General features: G+C 64.5%; 14 protein-coding genes. All 14 read right to left on the bottom strand.

Annotation, left to right across the window (positions count from 1 at the left end; genetic code table 11):
• Window positions 1–24: 24 nt before the first annotated feature.
• On the bottom strand, window positions 25–2,349 hold the full coding sequence (locus tag ACMGF8_RS17815) for an efflux RND transporter permease subunit (RefSeq protein ID WP_115582210.1): 2,325 nt from the start codon (window positions 2,347–2,349) through the stop codon (window positions 25–27).
• Window positions 2,349–2,972, bottom strand: coding sequence for an adenylyl-sulfate kinase (gene cysC, locus ACMGF8_RS17810; protein WP_115582209.1), 624 nt, complete (start codon window positions 2,970–2,972; stop codon window positions 2,349–2,351). Before cysC ends, ACMGF8_RS17815 begins: the two co-directional genes overlap by 1 nt.
• A gap of 17 nt (window positions 2,973–2,989) precedes the next feature.
• A complete protein-coding gene (locus tag ACMGF8_RS17805) occupies window positions 2,990–3,610 on the bottom strand; it encodes a sugar O-acetyltransferase (protein WP_102864341.1) in 621 nt (206 codons plus the stop codon).
• Between the two features lie 24 nt (window positions 3,611–3,634).
• Window positions 3,635–4,375: a class I SAM-dependent DNA methyltransferase gene (locus ACMGF8_RS17800; protein ID WP_115582208.1), complete on the bottom strand. Its 741-nt coding sequence runs from the start codon at window positions 4,373–4,375 to the stop codon at window positions 3,635–3,637.
• A gap of 103 nt (window positions 4,376–4,478) precedes the next feature.
• The gene (locus ACMGF8_RS17795) at window positions 4,479–4,832 is read right to left on the bottom strand and encodes a DUF1801 domain-containing protein (RefSeq protein WP_102864585.1); all 354 of its coding nucleotides are present in this window, start codon (window positions 4,830–4,832) and stop codon (window positions 4,479–4,481) included.
• A gap of 42 nt (window positions 4,833–4,874) precedes the next feature.
• Window positions 4,875–5,267 carry a VOC family protein gene (locus tag ACMGF8_RS17790; protein ID WP_102864339.1) on the bottom strand — a complete coding sequence of 131 codons (393 nt, stop codon included), beginning with the start codon at window positions 5,265–5,267 and terminating at the stop codon, window positions 4,875–4,877.
• A gap of 214 nt (window positions 5,268–5,481) precedes the next feature.
• Window positions 5,482–9,501: a non-ribosomal peptide synthetase gene (locus tag ACMGF8_RS17785; protein ID WP_207167572.1), complete on the bottom strand. Its 4,020-nt coding sequence runs from the start codon at window positions 9,499–9,501 to the stop codon at window positions 5,482–5,484.
• Between the two features lie 8 nt (window positions 9,502–9,509).
• Window positions 9,510–9,821, bottom strand: a complete 312-nt coding sequence (locus tag ACMGF8_RS17780; RefSeq protein WP_162884136.1) for a phosphopantetheine-binding protein — start codon at window positions 9,819–9,821, stop codon at window positions 9,510–9,512.
• Entirely contained in the window at window positions 9,814–10,248 is a 435-nt protein-coding gene (locus tag ACMGF8_RS17775) for a type II 3-dehydroquinate dehydratase (RefSeq protein ID WP_102864336.1), read from the bottom strand. Before ACMGF8_RS17775 ends, ACMGF8_RS17780 begins: the two co-directional genes overlap by 8 nt.
• Entirely contained in the window at window positions 10,226–10,897 is a 672-nt protein-coding gene (locus ACMGF8_RS17770) for an HAD-IA family hydrolase (RefSeq protein ID WP_102879858.1), read from the bottom strand. Before ACMGF8_RS17770 ends, ACMGF8_RS17775 begins: the two co-directional genes overlap by 23 nt.
• Window positions 10,890–11,534 (bottom strand): sulfotransferase family protein, encoded by a 645-nt coding sequence (locus ACMGF8_RS17765; protein ID WP_102864334.1) that lies wholly within the window; start codon window positions 11,532–11,534, stop codon window positions 10,890–10,892. The genes ACMGF8_RS17770 and ACMGF8_RS17765 overlap by 8 nt, the downstream gene beginning before the upstream one ends.
• 9 nt (window positions 11,535–11,543) lie before the next feature.
• Window positions 11,544–11,954: a VOC family protein gene (locus ACMGF8_RS17760; protein ID WP_102864333.1), complete on the bottom strand. Its 411-nt coding sequence runs from the start codon at window positions 11,952–11,954 to the stop codon at window positions 11,544–11,546.
• The gene (locus ACMGF8_RS17755; protein WP_110595803.1) at window positions 11,948–13,018 is read right to left on the bottom strand and encodes an OsmC family protein; all 1,071 of its coding nucleotides are present in this window, start codon (window positions 13,016–13,018) and stop codon (window positions 11,948–11,950) included. The genes ACMGF8_RS17760 and ACMGF8_RS17755 overlap by 7 nt, the downstream gene beginning before the upstream one ends.
• Window positions 13,015–14,313, bottom strand: coding sequence for a trans-sulfuration enzyme family protein (locus ACMGF8_RS17750; RefSeq protein ID WP_102864331.1), 1,299 nt, complete (start codon window positions 14,311–14,313; stop codon window positions 13,015–13,017). Before ACMGF8_RS17750 ends, ACMGF8_RS17755 begins: the two co-directional genes overlap by 4 nt.
• Window positions 14,314–14,410 lie beyond the last annotated feature (97 nt).

The following is a 14,410-nucleotide window of genomic DNA, read 5'->3' as shown; positions in this document are numbered from 1 at the left end:
TCCTTCTCTGAATACGGGTCGGGTTCAGGCTTCGCGCGTGGCCAGTCGCGTGGCGGCGCGGCCCCACAGGAAGCGGTCAAAGGTCAGCAGCACCAGGGGCAGGCACAGAGCGTCGAAGATCAGTCCGAGGAAAATCGCGATGACTGCCAGCAGGCCGAAATCGGCGTTCATCGAAAACGGCGACAAGGTCATCACCATGAAGCCCGAGGCGAGAATCACCGCATTGGCGAACACCGACGGCAGCACATGCTGGTAGGTCAGGCGCAGTGCCTCTCGTGGCGGGTGGCCCTGCACCAGGCGCAGTTCCTTGTAGTGGCTCATGATGTGGATCGTGGCCTCGACGATCAGGCCGTAGACCACCACGCAGACATTGATCGCCGCGGTATTGATCTCACCGCGCCACAGGCCCCAGAGGCCGAACATGATGAAGAACGGAAAGACGTTGGGCAGGATGCTGATCAACCCCAGGCCGGCGTTGCGCAGGAACAGCGCGACCATCAGGGTGATGGTCACCAGTTCGAACAGCAGGCCATTGACCATGTACTCGATGCTGATGTGCGTGAGGTTGGCAAACACCACCGCCTCGCCGGTGCCCAGGCTCGGCACCAGCGCCGCACGATCGGCATGGGTCTGCCACCAGTCATCGGCCCGCTGCTTGATGTCGCGGATCTGCTGGGTGTCGAGCCGGCTCAGGGTCACCACCAGGCGCGTGGCCGACTTGTCGATGTTGATCTGGCTGCCCAGGTCGAGGCCGAACGGCAGTGACATTTCGTACACCAGCAGCATCTGTGCGGCCAACGCCGGGTCGCTGGGCAAGCGATATTCCCCGGACTGCCCGCCGTTCATGGTCTGGTTGAGCTTCTTCAGGGCATCACCGAGGGTGGTGACCGAATCGACTTCCGGCTGAGTCCTGAGCCACTGGGCGAAACGGTCCAGTTCGACGAGAAAGCCCGGATCGGAAATATCGCCCCTGGCCGAGGTGGCGACATATTCCAGGCGATAGATCCCGGACAGGTTGTCCATGGCGAACTCGGTGGCGTTGCGCACCGGGATGCTGGTGTCGAAGTTCTCCACGATCCGGTCATTGATCAGGTTGTTGCGCGCCGGCTCGATCGCCAGCACGAACAGCACCACAAACCCCAGCAGCCAAAGCTTCGGGTAGCGCAACAACGGCTCCATGTACAGCGAATAGCGCCGGCTGGCGGCCCCCTCAAGCGGCTTGAGCCGCAGCAGCGGGATCAGCACCGCGGCCACCGAAATGGTCACCAGCAACGCCATGACCGCACCGATGGCCGCCAGCACCCCGAACTCCTTGTAGGGCGGCGACGCGGCGAACACCAGGCTATAGAAACCCACGGCATTGGTCGCCGTGCCAATGGCAATCGGCTTGATGGTGTCCTTGATCGCCGCGCAGGCCAGGTCCACCCGGCGCTGGCCATACTCAGCGCTCATCTGCCGCGCGGCGGACAGCACGTGCATAATCTCCGCCACCGAGGTCGCCAGAACAATGGTCGGTAGCAGGCCGGTCAAGGCCGTCGCCTCAAAGCCCAGCCAGCCGCTGGCGCCCAGGGTCGCGGCGGTGGCCATGCTGATGGCGATCAGCACCACCAGCAGGGCGCCAAGACTGCGCAGCATCAGCACGCTCACCAGCAGAATGATCAGGTACATCAACGGCGTGAGCACCGCCATGTCTTGCTGCGCCGCTGCCGGATAGGCCGCCTCCACGGCCGCCAGCCCGGTCAGGTGCACCTGCAGTTGCGGGTTCTTGCGGGCAAAGTCATCCAGCAGGCGCTGGCCTTCGGCGGTGGCGGCCAGCGCCGCATCCAGGGTCTGTGGCGGAAACTGCAGGGTGACCAGCACCCCCAGCGTCTGGCCATCGCTGGACACCAGGCGCTTGACCAGTTCGATGTCATTGCGTCCCAGGCGCTCCATCAACTCGATGTGGGACGGCGTCAGGTCCGTGGGCTCGCGTACCAGGGCCTCGACATGCACCGTGTCGCCTTCGGCGAACACATGCTGGAAGTTGGTTACCGAGTCCACCCGATAAGCGTGGGGAATGTGCCAGGCCTGTTGCGTCAGCTCATGCAACTGCTCCAGGTACTCCCGGGTAAACACCGTGCCCTTGGGGTTCTTGATCACGAACAGCAGGGTGTCGGACTTGCCAAACTGCCGGTGCAAGGCGTCCAGTTGCTCGACGGTTTTTTCGCCCTCGGGAAAAAACGCCCGGTAGTCGGCGGCGAAGCGGATCGAGGTCATCCCCCAGGACAACCCCGCGACCAGCACCAGCACCAGGGCAAACAGCCAGAAACGGTAACGCTTGAGCACGCGCTCGAAGGTCGAAGTGGCCATCAATGATGTCCTCCACCGATGCGCCCAATGACTTCCAGCAACTGCCCGACGCCGTCGTCGACACTGCGCCCTGCCGTCTCGATCAGGCACTCGCAGGCCGTCGGCGGCTGGTAGGCACTGTCAATCCCGGTGAACTCCGGCAGCAGGCCACTGCGGGCCCTGGCATACAGGCCCTTGGGGTCGCGCGCTTCGCACAAGGCCAGAGCAGTGGCGACGTGCACCTCGATGAACGACGGCGCGGCAAACAACGCCCGCGCCCGCTCGCGGTCTTCAATGAATGGCGAAATCGCACTGACCAGGACGATGTAGCCACTGTCGTAGAACAGCCGGGCAACCTCCCCCAGGCGGCGGATATTCTCCTTGCGGTCGGCGGCGCTGAATTTCAGATCGCTGTTCAACCCGCCACGCAGGTCGTCGCCATCCAGGACCCGCACTCGTGCGCCCAACTGCCCGAGCCGCGCTTCCAGGGCCCTGGCCAGGGTCGACTTGCCGGCCCCCGAAAGGCCGGTGAACCACACACACAACGGTCCATGGACGAACCGGCCGGCCGCCTCGCCGAGGGAGGCGATAGCGCCGGTGTCGCCCTTGCCTGTGTCATCGATATTCACTGTCACGTCTCTCATAAACAGATCCAGTAGGTTCACTCGTACACCGAGCGGATGATTCGGCAGGGATTACCTGCCGCCAGTACCCCGGCCGGGATCGAGCGTGTCACCACGCTGCCGGCGCCGATGACGCTGCCATCGCCGACCTCCACCCCGCCCAACAGCACCGCCCCCGCGCCGATCCACACATCGTTGCCCAGCACAATCGGTGCTGCCCGCTGCACGCACTTGAGGCGAGCGTCGATCCGCACCGTACGTGCCCGGGGGTCCAGGGGGTGGGCGGTGGTCATCAGCTGTACGCCGGGCGAGAGGTAGGTGCGATCGCCGATGAGGATCCGGTTTGCGTCCAGAAAGGTGCAGTTCATGTTGATAAACACCTCATCGCCAATCTCGATATGCACCCCATAATCACAATAAAAGTTGGGTTCTATCCAACTGTTCAGGCCCACTCGCTTGAGTAACTTCGCCAGCAGGGCCTGCTGTTCCTTGAACGCCAGAACAGAGCAATCGTTAAAGCGTCGTTGCAATGCCTGGGAGCGAAAACGCATGCGCGCAAGTTCCAGATCAGGCGTACAGAACCACTCTCCCGCGAGCATCAACTCGCGGGCCGAACGACTTTCGTCGATCACAATGCGTGGTGATTGAGAAACGTCCATGTCCAACTCCGAAGTTCAGGAAAGTCAGGCCTGGGGCAACTTTTCATAGGTCGATATATGTTTGAACGAGCCCTCGACGAAAGGCGTCTTGTCCCAACTTGACCAGCGCTGCACCAGGCGCATGCCCGCCAGCTCGGCCATCAGGTCCAGTTCCGCCGGCCAGGCATAGCGCAGCTCCACCGGAATCACTTTCACCCCTTGCTCCTGCATGCGGATAAAGCGGCAGCTGACCCGCTGCGCGACGGCATCCAGGCGCGAAGCTTCCAGCAGCACTTCGTTGCGCTCCAGGCCGCCGACATAGACCGGCTGGTCCTTGCCGTAGCGCGACAGGTCCGGATAAAAGGTCTCGATCACCAGGCGTCCATGGTCCTTGAGCAAGGCGCTGGTGGCCTTGAAGCAACTGACCTGGGCGGCCTGGGACAGCAGCAGGAACAATGAACTGAAGGTGCAGAAGGCCAGGCTGAACGGACCGCCCCCGACCCCTTCCAGGGTGGCGAAATCCGCCTCGGTCAGGGGAATGCCGGCCGCACCGGGCTTGGCCCGCAGCTTCTCCAGCATCGACGGTGATGCATCGACGCCATGCACCTGCACACCGCGTGCACGCATCGGCAAGGCGAAACGCCCGGTGCCGATCCCCAGCTCCAGCACCGGCTCGCGGGTGCCGGCCATTGCCACCAGGACCTCGATGGCATTGGCCGGAGCATCGCCGTACAGGTCGTCATAGATATCGGCCAGGGTTTCGCCGTAAGTGCTGGCATCGTTCATGTGCTCATTCCACTCTGTGGTTTTTTCAGGGCAATAAGGTCCCGTGCGGGGGATATGATCCCCCGCAGGAAACAACCGTTAGTTAGGTGTTCAGTTCAAAAGACTATTGAGTGATTGCTTGCCTTACATAATCAGCAAGATGCTTCTTTTGAACATCCGATACAGCAAACAACTTGATATGCCTGCGAAACTTTCCAGAGCCTTCGAGCACCCCGTGCGGGTCTTCGAACAGATAGCCCTGACCAAACTCCACCGATACATGGTCGGTATAGGCATAGACCCCGCAGAACGGCGCTGCACGGGAAAACATGATGCCCCCGTACTTGACCATTTCCTCGACGCCGCCGCAGGTTTCCTCCACCACCTGGCGCACACGCTGGACGATGTCCAGCAAGGCTCCGTGGGTGCTGCCGATGTCCTCGAGCAACGCCAGGACCGCATCCTCGGTTTTAACCATGACCGCGTACTCCCTGGCAGCCCGCAACCTCAAGCCCGGTGCTCACTGGCCCACCGGAGTGCACAACTCGACCAGGGTTCCGGCCGGGCAACGCACATAGGAAACCACCTGCCCCCAAGGCTTGTGCTGAATAGCCGCGTGCTCGGTGGCGCCGGCGGCCAGGGCCTTGGCATGGGCCTTGGGCACATCATCGGTGACCAGGGCGATCTCGATGCCCAGAGGTTTGTGCTGAGGGCTGCAGAACTGGTAGCCGCCTTCACAATTGGAGTCCGCCAGGCCGCGGCTGGCGAAGGCCAGGGTCGTGGCGCCACTGTCGAGTTCACCGTAATCACCGGACTCGTCGAGGAAACGACGGGAGAAACCGAAGGCGTCCTCGAAGAAACGGATCGAGGCTTCAACATCGGGAACATAAACAATCGTGTATCCAAACTTCACAGTGTCACTCCTTTAATTACCCTGTTTATGAGGCTCCTGGCGCCTGGGTGGCAGCCTTGGAGCCGAGGCGAATTTTCCCGGTTAGCGGGGCGATCCGCCAGTGCAGAATCAGCCTGGAACAGCACTTTCAGACACTCCACATCATGGCCCGCAGCCACTAGTGAGCCGCCTGCCGGGGTGGCCACTGGGCGCGCACGCCTGTGTTCACCAGCGTTCATGTCCCTGCCTGGCGGTCATCCGCCGCGCTGACTTCGCGCACCGCCGCCGCCAGGCTCAGCAAAATCTGCTCCAGGGCCGCCCCGGAAAGAATGCTGTAGTGGTCACCAGCCAGGGTCAGGCAATGGGCGTCCCGGTCCTGTCCGGCCAAGGGACGCAGCCCGCTGGACGGCTGCTCGACGCTGGCCTGCAGGTGCCAGGTCGGGCAAGCCGGCGCTCGGTAGCGATAATCGAGCAAGGCGGCGTAGTGCCGACAGAACAAGGCAAAGCGTTCCTGGGTGGCGCTCTCGCAGACTTCGGCTACCGCCTGGCCCGTGGCCTGGATCTGGGCGCAATGCTCCAGGTCGTCCTGAAACAGTTGCTGCAACAGGCTCGGCGGCAATTGCACCACGCTGTCCAGCGGCGCGCCCGCATCGAGGGTCACCAGCGCCAGTTGCTGACGGCCGCGGTCACTGAGCAAGCGGGCCATTTCCACCGCCAGCACGCCACCGAACGACCAACCGGCCAGCACCACCGGACGTGCTGCCTGCAGGCTGTCCTGCAATTGCTCCAGGTACTCCAGAGCCTGATCCTCAAGCGTATCGAAACGCTGGCCGGCGTCGGCACACAGGCCAATCACCTGGAAGTCCTCGCGGGTGGCACGAATCATCGGCCAATAGCACGACAACGCCCCGCCCACCGGGTGCACCAGCACCAGCAAGGGTTGCGGCTCACCGCTGCCGGCGCAGAAATCCACCCGGTTGCGGTGCCGCCGGCCCGTGCCCTGCACATGCCCGAGCAAGGCACTGACCGAGGGATAGGCGTAGATGTCCGCCAGGCTCAGGTCCAGCCCCAGCTCAGTGTTCAACCCCAACAGAATGTGCACCGCGTGCAGTGACGAGGCGCCCATGTCGAACCATGAATCAGCCGCGCCACGTACCGCCGGCAACACCCGCTGGACGCAGCTCAGCAGCAGTTCCTGCCGGGCCGAGAAGCCCACCTCCTGCACCGGCTCGCCGGGCTCGCAAAGCCCTGGCAGCAAGGCCACCAGCGCCCCCCGATCCACCTTGCCGTTGGCGCTCAGCGGCATCTGCGCCAGCGCGAACAACTGCACCGGCAGCATGTAGGGATTGAGGTACTGCGCCGCGAAGGCCAGCAACTGCGGGCCACTGGGTGCCGGCTGACCGGCGACGAAAAACCCGTACAAGGCCCCGGCAGCGTCTACACACACCGCCACCTGTTCAACCCCGGGGGCGCGTCCCAGCACCGCATCGATCTCCGCCAGTTCCACACGCATGCCATTGAGCTTGACCTGCAAGTCCTCGCGGCCGAGAAACTCGATCTCCCCGTCCATTCGCAGCCGTCCCATGTCACCGGTGCGGTAGACCCGCTGCTGCAACCCGGGCTCGATGAAGAAGGCCTGCTCGGTCCGTTGCCGATCATGGATGTAGCCCGCTGCCAGGCCGTCGCCGGCGATGTACAGCATGCCCTTGACCCCAGGCGGGCAACGCCGGCCCAGCGCGTCGAGAATGTAGAACCGCTGGTTGCTCAGCGGTCGGCCATAGGGAATGCTCGGCCACTCGGGGTGCACTTGCTGGACCTCGAAGCAGTTGGACCAGATGGCCGCCTCGGTGGCGCCCCCCAAGGCCACGAAGCGCGAACCCGGTGTAAGCTCCCGCAGGCGCTCGGGCAACCCCAGGGCGATCCAGTCGCCGCTGGCCATCCACAGGCGCACACTCGCCGCCGGCGTCGGCAGGCCCACCGCCCTGGCGTAGCCCAGGGCCATTTCCATGATCGCCGGGACCGAGTTCCAGACAGTCGCCCCATGGGTCCGTGCCGCGTCGAGCCAGGCCTGGGGCTCGGCCCGCTCGCCATTGGCCGGCAGGATCAGCGCACAGCCGCACAATGCCGGCATGAACAGGTCGAACACCGACAGGTCGAAGCTGAACTCACTAACCCCCAGCAGCCGGTCCTGGGCGTCGATGGCAAAGCGCTCGCGACAGTCCAGCAGGGTATTGAACGCGGCGCGATGGCTGACCGCTACCCCCTTGGGCGTGCCCGTGGTGCCGGAGGTGAACATCAGGTAGGCCAGGGAACTGTCCACCGCCGGATAAGCCGGTGCGATAGCGGCGCCCTGCGCCTCCGGCGACGCCAGCCAGTGCCGGTAGTCGAGCGACCAGTTCACCGGCGATGCGAGCACCGCCGCGATGTCCGCAGCATCGTCGCCCAGCACCGTGGTGGCCGCTGCCTGGGTGATGATCGAATGCACCCGGCGCACCGGAGAACTCTTGCTCACCGGAACATAGGTCGCCCCGGCCATCAGTACCGCGTAGATCGCCACCACATTGGCGCTGTCCCGACTGCCGCGCACCACCACATGGTCACTGGGCCCCACGCCGTTTTCATTCAGGTGGCTGGCCAGACGACTGGCCAGGCGCAACAGCTCGGCAAAACTCAGACTGCTGCCAGCGCTCAACAGCGCCGGCGCATCCGGGCGCAGCGCCGCTTGCCTGGACAGGCCCTGATGCAGAGCCTGCCGAGGCAGCGGCCGCGTGCAGTGATTGAAGGCATCGACCCGGGCCAGCAGTGACTCAGGCAAGGCCAGCTCGGTCAGCTCCCAGGTCGACGGCTGGTTGGCCAGGCGCTCCAGGGCGCCATGAAAATGCTCGAAGGCCTGGGCGACAAGCCCGGGCTCGAACAAGCCCTCGCGCTCGTCCCAGGACAGGCACAGGCCCGCCTCGCTTGCGAAGGCCTGGGCGTCGATCCAGATCTGCGGCGTCATCATCGCGTGATCGGTCTGTTGCAGCGGTGGCGCCGGCAGGTCCATTTCCAGCAACGAGGAAAACACATAAGGCATCGGCGGCTCGCTGCTGTCGAGACGCTGGTCGTGTTCGCGAATCCATTCGCGGACCACTGACACGCCATCGTAGGCGGCATGCTGCAGCGCACCGTACAGGTCCTGCTGGACTCGCTGGGCGCAGGCGGCAAAGGCCAGGGGTTGGGATGGCAGATCGAGCAGCAGGGTATCGGCGAAATTGCCGATGGTGCGGGCGAACTCCGGCCCCAGCAGCGTCCGAGTGCTGTACATGACGCTGCAGGTCACCGTGGTCCTGCCCGACCAGCGTGCCAGGGTCTGCAGATACACCGTCAGCAGGACCGCATTGAGCGACACCCGATGATGCCGTGCCGCCGCACTCAGCGCCTGCTGCAGCGCCGGCGTCAGGACCACCCGATGCTCGATGAAGCGCGCCGGTGTTGCACTCGCCTGCCGACGCCGAGCCAGCGGCAGGTCCGGACCCGCAGCCAGTTGGGGAATCTTTTGCAGCCAGTAGTGCCGGGCCTTGAAACGCGCCAGGCGTTGGGCCCGGCTCCACGCCGCGACTTGCGCCGGGGCATAGCCCTGCGCTTGCAGAGGACTGTCTCCGGCGACCAGTGCCAGCAAGTCACCGATAAAAATCTGCACCGCCGGGGCATCGAACAGCGCCAGCCGATAGACCACATGCAAACAGCGCTCATGGGGACCTGCCACCAGCACCAGGCGAAACAGCGGCTGCTCCGCGGTCAACGGCGCAATCGGCATGGCGCTGTTCGCCAGGGCCGTGCAACGCCGTGGGTCCGTCCCCTCTGCAGCGACCTGCTGCTCGACCATCAGCTGCGGCGCGACCAGCGGCTTGAAGCGCGGGGCCTGGGCGTCCAGGGTGTACGCCAGGATCGGGTGCAAGGCCAGCAGGCGGGGCAATGCCGCTTGCAATTGCGCGGCCGTGGGCACCGCGCCGGCATAGACCAGGTGCAGATAGGCAGCACTGCCCTGGCTGAAAGCCGAATGCTCACCCAGCCAGTAGGCCTGGCGCAGCCCGCCAAGGTGAGACGCCAGTGGGTCCGTTGGGGCCAGGTACGCCAGCAAGCGACTCCTCTCATGACCCACTAAATGGCGGATATCTTCAGGCAGTCCGTCTGCGCCGCAGTAGTAGCGCAGGCGCCCGCCATCTTCATAGAGGTGCACACCGCGCTGCTCCCAATGCTCGATCAATGTCGCCATCGCCTGGCTCATAGTTCGCCCTCGCAGATTGCCCCGGCACGCCGGCCGGCCGCCCCCTGCAGCACGGCGGCAACAAACTCGCCGAGGGTCGCGGTGCCGACGATCAGGGTCAGGTCAATCCCGTCCTCGCCGCACAGTTGCGGATGCAGCTGTTCGAGCAGTGCACACAGTTGCAGGGCCTGCAACGAGCTGCCCCCGATGGCGAAGAAGTTCTGCCCGGCATGCAACTGCTCCTGCGCCACCTTCAGCAAACGGGCGCAGAGGCCCAGCACGTCGTCCATCACCTGAGTCTGCAGCGGTACCGCCGTTGCACTACACATGGCGGGCTCCCACCAGTGCCGCGGCGGCCAGGGCATAGCCATCAGTGCCCAGACCGGCAATGAAGCCGTGGCACAGGGGCGCCAGCAACGAACTGTGACGGAAGCTCTCGCGGGCAAACAGGTTGGAAATGTGCACCTCCATCCAGCGCCCCGGGTAGTCCTGCAAGGCATCGCGCAAGGCCCAGCCGGACATCATCAGCGCCCCCGGATTGATGATCATCGCCTCGGCCTGATGCTGGCTCTCGATGAAGTCGATCAACTCGCCCTCATGGTTGCTTTGTCGGGCCAGCACCGTCCAGCCACGGGAGGCGGCGACCGCGGTGACCTCAGCGGTGATCTGGTCCAGGGTCTTGGTGCCATAGACCTGCGGTTCGCGCAGCCCCAGGCGCCCCAGGTTGGGGCCGTTAAGCAGGAGTAATGTCGGCATGGCGAGCCACCTCCAGCAAGGCCAGGATCTGGCCTGGCGCAGTCAGTTGATAGGTGCTGGGATAGCGCCGGATCTCCTCGCCGGGATGATCCCAGAGCGCCAGCGCGGTCTGCATGCCCGACGCCTGGCCGCACTGCAGGTCAGCCAGGGCATCGCCCACGAACAGGCAGCTCGCCGGGTCCAGATGCAACTGTTCGACAATCATCCGGGCCATGTCCGGCGCCGGCTTGGGATTGGCCACGTCGTCGCTGCCGACGATGCAGGAGAAATACTTCAGCAGGCCCAGGTACTCGAGAATCGCCACCGTGCGCCCATGGTCCTTGCCCGTGGCGATCGCCATGGGAATGCCCCTGGCATGCAAGCTCGCCAAGAGTCCCCCGACGCCTTCGAACACGCGGATGCGCTGCATTCGCGCGTTGCTTTCACGCATGAACACCGGGTGCATCTGCGCCGGCAGCCCCATGATCTTCATGATCTGCACAAAGCTGCGTCCCAGGTGCTTGCAGTACTCGCTGAACGGTGGTGGCTCGACGTCCGCCCCTACCACCTGGGCATGGGCCGCGTGGTAGGCCTCGCGAATCACTTGCTTGCTGTCGATCAAGGTTCCGTCGAGGTCGAAGATGACTGCACGGATGGGCAATTCAGACATGGCTCGCAGCCTCCATCGCCGCTTGATGATTCAGACCTCGATCCACGGTGGCCGCCATCGACTGCACCGCCAGGGGCAAGGGTGAGAGGAATGCCGCAACCCGGGTGAATTCGCCGTCAGGGTCTTGCAGCACCCGTTGATAATCCAGTTCCAGCAGTTGCATGTTCGGCCGCGAACGGACCCATGCCAGCACCTGGGCCACATGCTCGCGATACAGCCGCGCCAGTTCCTCGACCTCCTGCCCTCCCCAGACCTGACCGCTGTGGTGCTCGGCCATGTCTCGCTGGGAACGGATCACCGCATCGATATCACGGTGCATGAACAACACCCGATACCCGTGGGTCGCTGGCAGGTGCTGGAGAAAGCGCGACACCAGCTTGACCGCACGGCCGCGGGCCTGGTCCATCCACCCCAGGTAGCCGTCGCGGGACTTGACCGCTTCCCATTCGAAATAGCCATGGGGATTGCGTTCATCGCCCTGGCGCAGGTTGTCAGTCAGCGGCGCCAGGCCGGCACTGGCCAGGGCACGCATCATCATAGAGGTGCCGCTGCGCGGCAGCCCGGAGACCACGGACACGAAGCCGCCATCGCCAGCAACGCAGTCCGGTACATTCATGCATTCATATTGCTTAAGCATCCCAGCTCCTTACTCGTTCTTTCCCGGCTGCCCGGTATCCCGGACAGCGGCCTGCGGGCTGCACTGGACCAGGCCCAGGCGGTTGCCGAACGGGTCCTCGATCACCGCCTTGTAACTGCCCCACAGGGTCGGCCCTGGCGCCTCGACAAGGGTCACCTGCGGCGGCATCCGGGCAACCAGCGCATCCAGCTCAGGCACCATCAGGTCAAGCATGCTGGCCGGCGACGGTCGGGCCATCAGCGGGTCTTCGATCAGGCCGAGTCCGGCACCGCCCTGCTCATCCACATCCAGGCTGATCCAGCGGGTCGGGGCAAAGCGCCGGCTGACCTGCAGACCCAGGACCTGCACATAGAAGGCTTCGGCAGCCGCCAGGTCGGGAACCGCCAGGGTGGCGAAACACAGGGTCGACTGATTCAGCATGGCTGGCACTCGCGGGCATCCTCGGGCAGCGGCCGGGCACCGACCTGGAACTCGAAACCCACCCGATGGCGAATCAGGGCACACACCACCGAGGCCTCGATGCTCGCCGCCAGCTGTTGCATCAGCGTCGCCAACTGGGCGGCCGGCCAGCCTTCGACTTGCAGTTCAAGCTCGATGTCCTGTAGGTGAACCGGGGTCGGCGCCACTTCACACATGCCGCGGATGTCCACCATGGCCCGCACGTCCAGGTGCACCGCACCCGGCAACTGCTGGCGACGGTTGAGCTGCGCCAGGACATCGGCGGCAATCGCCATCAGCAGGTATTCCTGGGGGTTGGGGCCCCAGTCGATACCGGCCAGCTGCTTGGGCTGGTCGATAGGAAAGCTGCGCAGGTCCTGAGGGTCCTGGTGGACGAAGTCCGCCCGCAGTTGAGTGCCATAGAGCCACTGGCAATCCAGGGACAGGGCCTGGGTCTTGGTCTGGACCGCCGCAGTATCCGCAGGCGCCTGCTCGAAGGGGCAAAACCTGTGCCAGGGGCCAGCGCCCTCGGCATCCACCAGACGTGCCGAAAGCCCCAGGGGCTGGACGAAAGTCTGGTGATTGGGACTGTGGCTCTTCACCGCCTCGATCACCTCCAGGGCTTCGCTGATCTTCTTGTCGGTGCCCGAACGGATCTCGTAGCGCACTTGGGGAGCAGCAGCGGCCGCTTCCTGCAGGATCGCGCTGGTGGTCATGGACAGATGATCGACCGTGGTCCGTCGCGCGGAAAACCCCGACACCGCGGACACCAGGAAACAGCCGGAGAGCGCCGCCAGGGCCAATTCCTGGGGCCAGGCCGGGTCCAGCAGCCCTTGGCATTGCAACGCCGGGCTGGGGCGGATCGGTACTTCGAAATGCCGCGGCGCGCGCAACAGGCCGATCAAGGCCGGAGCCACGCCGGCCAGCATGCCGCCGGCCGGCGAACAGTGCGCATAGGCGGCGTAACGGAAGATCGCCTGGGCCGGCTCTTGCTGGATCTCGTGGACAATCTCACTGAAGCCCGAGATGTTCATTCCGTTTCTCATGGCTGACTCCTTCCTTGGTAGACCTGACGCAACGCCTGCTCGAGATCGGCACACAGGTCATCAGGGTTCTCGATTCCCACCGACAGCCGGACCAGCCCGGGGTTGAGCCCGATCTTTTTCTGCTGCTCGCGAGTCAGGCCGCTGTGGGAGGTGTTGAACGGCAGGCTCACCAGCGACTCGACACCGCCCAGGCTGGTGGCACAGGTGATCAGCTTGAGGTGTTCCAGCAGTTGCAGGGCCGCCGGATCGCCGCCCCGCAGCTCAAAACCGAGCATGCCGCAGGTGGCCTGGGCGGCGTACTGGTACAGATGGGGGTGGGCATACTCCTCGGCATAGACCGAATGCACCGCGGTCACCTGTGGATGGCGTTCGAGAAAACGCGTCACCTGCCGGGCCCCTGCGGCATGAGCCTGCATGCGCACGGCCAGGGTCTTCATGCCCCGTTCCAGAAGGAAGCACACGAAGGGGTCCAGGTTACCGCCAAAGCGCAACAGCTGTGCCCAGACCCGGTCCACCAGCTTGCGACTGCCCGCAACCGCGCCACAGGTGGCGTCACTGTGCCCGTTGAGGTACTTGGTCGCCGAGTGGATGACGATATCGGCCCCCCACTCCAGGGGACGGCAACTGATGGGTGAAAGGAAGGTGTTGTCCACCACCAGAAGAATGTTCTCCTGCTTGCACAAGGCAGCGATGGCCAGCAGATCGATGGCCTTCATCAGCGGGTTGGACAGCAGCTCGAAAAACATGATCTGGGTCTGCGGGCGGATCGCCCGGCGAATCGCCTGCAGATCCAGCGGGTCGACATAGCTCACCGAGCGCCCGGCCTGGCTGATGTCGGCGTGCAGCAGGCTGTAGCTGCCACCGTAGAGATCGTAGGAAGAGATGATATGGCCATTGCGGTTGGTCAGGGCGAACAGGGTCGAGGCGATCGCCGCCATGCCCGATGACAGAACCAAGGCACTTTGCGCCCCCTCCATGGCCGCCACCTTCAACTGCACCGACCACTGCCCCGGGTTGCCGTAGCGGCTGTAGGTGGGAATGTCACGCACGTAGCCTTCCAGGAACGACTCGTAGGTGGACTGGCTGAAGCGAAAGGTGGTGCTGGGAAATATCGGCGTGCCCACGGCCCCGGTCACCGGGTCCTCGTAGGTGCCGGCGTGCACGCAGAGTGTCGCCGGGGCCTCGCCTTCGGTCAGCCAGCGATTGTTCTCCATCGCCGGCCCGGCCAGACGCTGGCGGTTGAGCTGGTTGAGCCAGGGCAACTGGGCATCGGTGCCGGGACGATTGGCAAACATTGCCTCAGTCTTTTTTGCATCGTTCACACGAATTCCCTCGTCGTTCGGTTCTTCCGGGCGGCCCGGCGGGCGCCGGGCCGCCCAGGTCGGCGCGCAC

This window comes from Pseudomonas sp. BNK-7 (genome assembly GCF_048072025.1).
GTDB classification, from domain to species: domain Bacteria; phylum Pseudomonadota; class Gammaproteobacteria; order Pseudomonadales; family Pseudomonadaceae; genus Aquipseudomonas; species Aquipseudomonas danubii.
Note: the sequence above shows the minus strand (reverse complement) of the source record. Positions and strands in the feature narration are given on the sequence as shown.

Coding starts and splice junctions, on each gene's coding strand:
- ACMGF8_RS17805 (WP_102864341.1), bottom strand. CDS start 3,610: ATGGACGTTTCTCAATCACCACGCATTGTGATCGACGAAAGTCGTTCG.
- ACMGF8_RS17770 (WP_102879858.1), bottom strand. CDS start 10,897: ATGTCTGAATTGCCCATCCGTGCAGTCATCTTCGACCTCGACGGAACC.
- cysC (WP_115582209.1), bottom strand. CDS start 2,972: ATGAGAGACGTGACAGTGAATATCGATGACACAGGCAAGGGCGACACC.
- ACMGF8_RS17800 (WP_115582208.1), bottom strand. CDS start 4,375: ATGAACGATGCCAGCACTTACGGCGAAACCCTGGCCGATATCTATGAC.
- ACMGF8_RS17760 (WP_102864333.1), bottom strand. CDS start 11,954: ATGCTGAATCAGTCGACCCTGTGTTTCGCCACCCTGGCGGTTCCCGAC.
- ACMGF8_RS17795 (WP_102864585.1), bottom strand. CDS start 4,832: ATGGTTAAAACCGAGGATGCGGTCCTGGCGTTGCTCGAGGACATCGGC.
- ACMGF8_RS17755 (WP_110595803.1), bottom strand. CDS start 13,018: ATGAGAAACGGAATGAACATCTCGGGCTTCAGTGAGATTGTCCACGAG.
- ACMGF8_RS17815 (WP_115582210.1), bottom strand. CDS start 2,349: ATGGCCACTTCGACCTTCGAGCGCGTGCTCAAGCGTTACCGTTTCTGG.
- ACMGF8_RS17785 (WP_207167572.1), bottom strand. CDS start 9,501: ATGGCGACATTGATCGAGCATTGGGAGCAGCGCGGTGTGCACCTCTAT.
- ACMGF8_RS17765 (WP_102864334.1), bottom strand. CDS start 11,534: ATGCTTAAGCAATATGAATGCATGAATGTACCGGACTGCGTTGCTGGC.
- ACMGF8_RS17780 (WP_162884136.1), bottom strand. CDS start 9,821: ATGTGTAGTGCAACGGCGGTACCGCTGCAGACTCAGGTGATGGACGAC.
- ACMGF8_RS17750 (WP_102864331.1), bottom strand. CDS start 14,313: ATGTTTGCCAATCGTCCCGGCACCGATGCCCAGTTGCCCTGGCTCAAC.
- ACMGF8_RS17775 (WP_102864336.1), bottom strand. CDS start 10,248: ATGCCGACATTACTCCTGCTTAACGGCCCCAACCTGGGGCGCCTGGGG.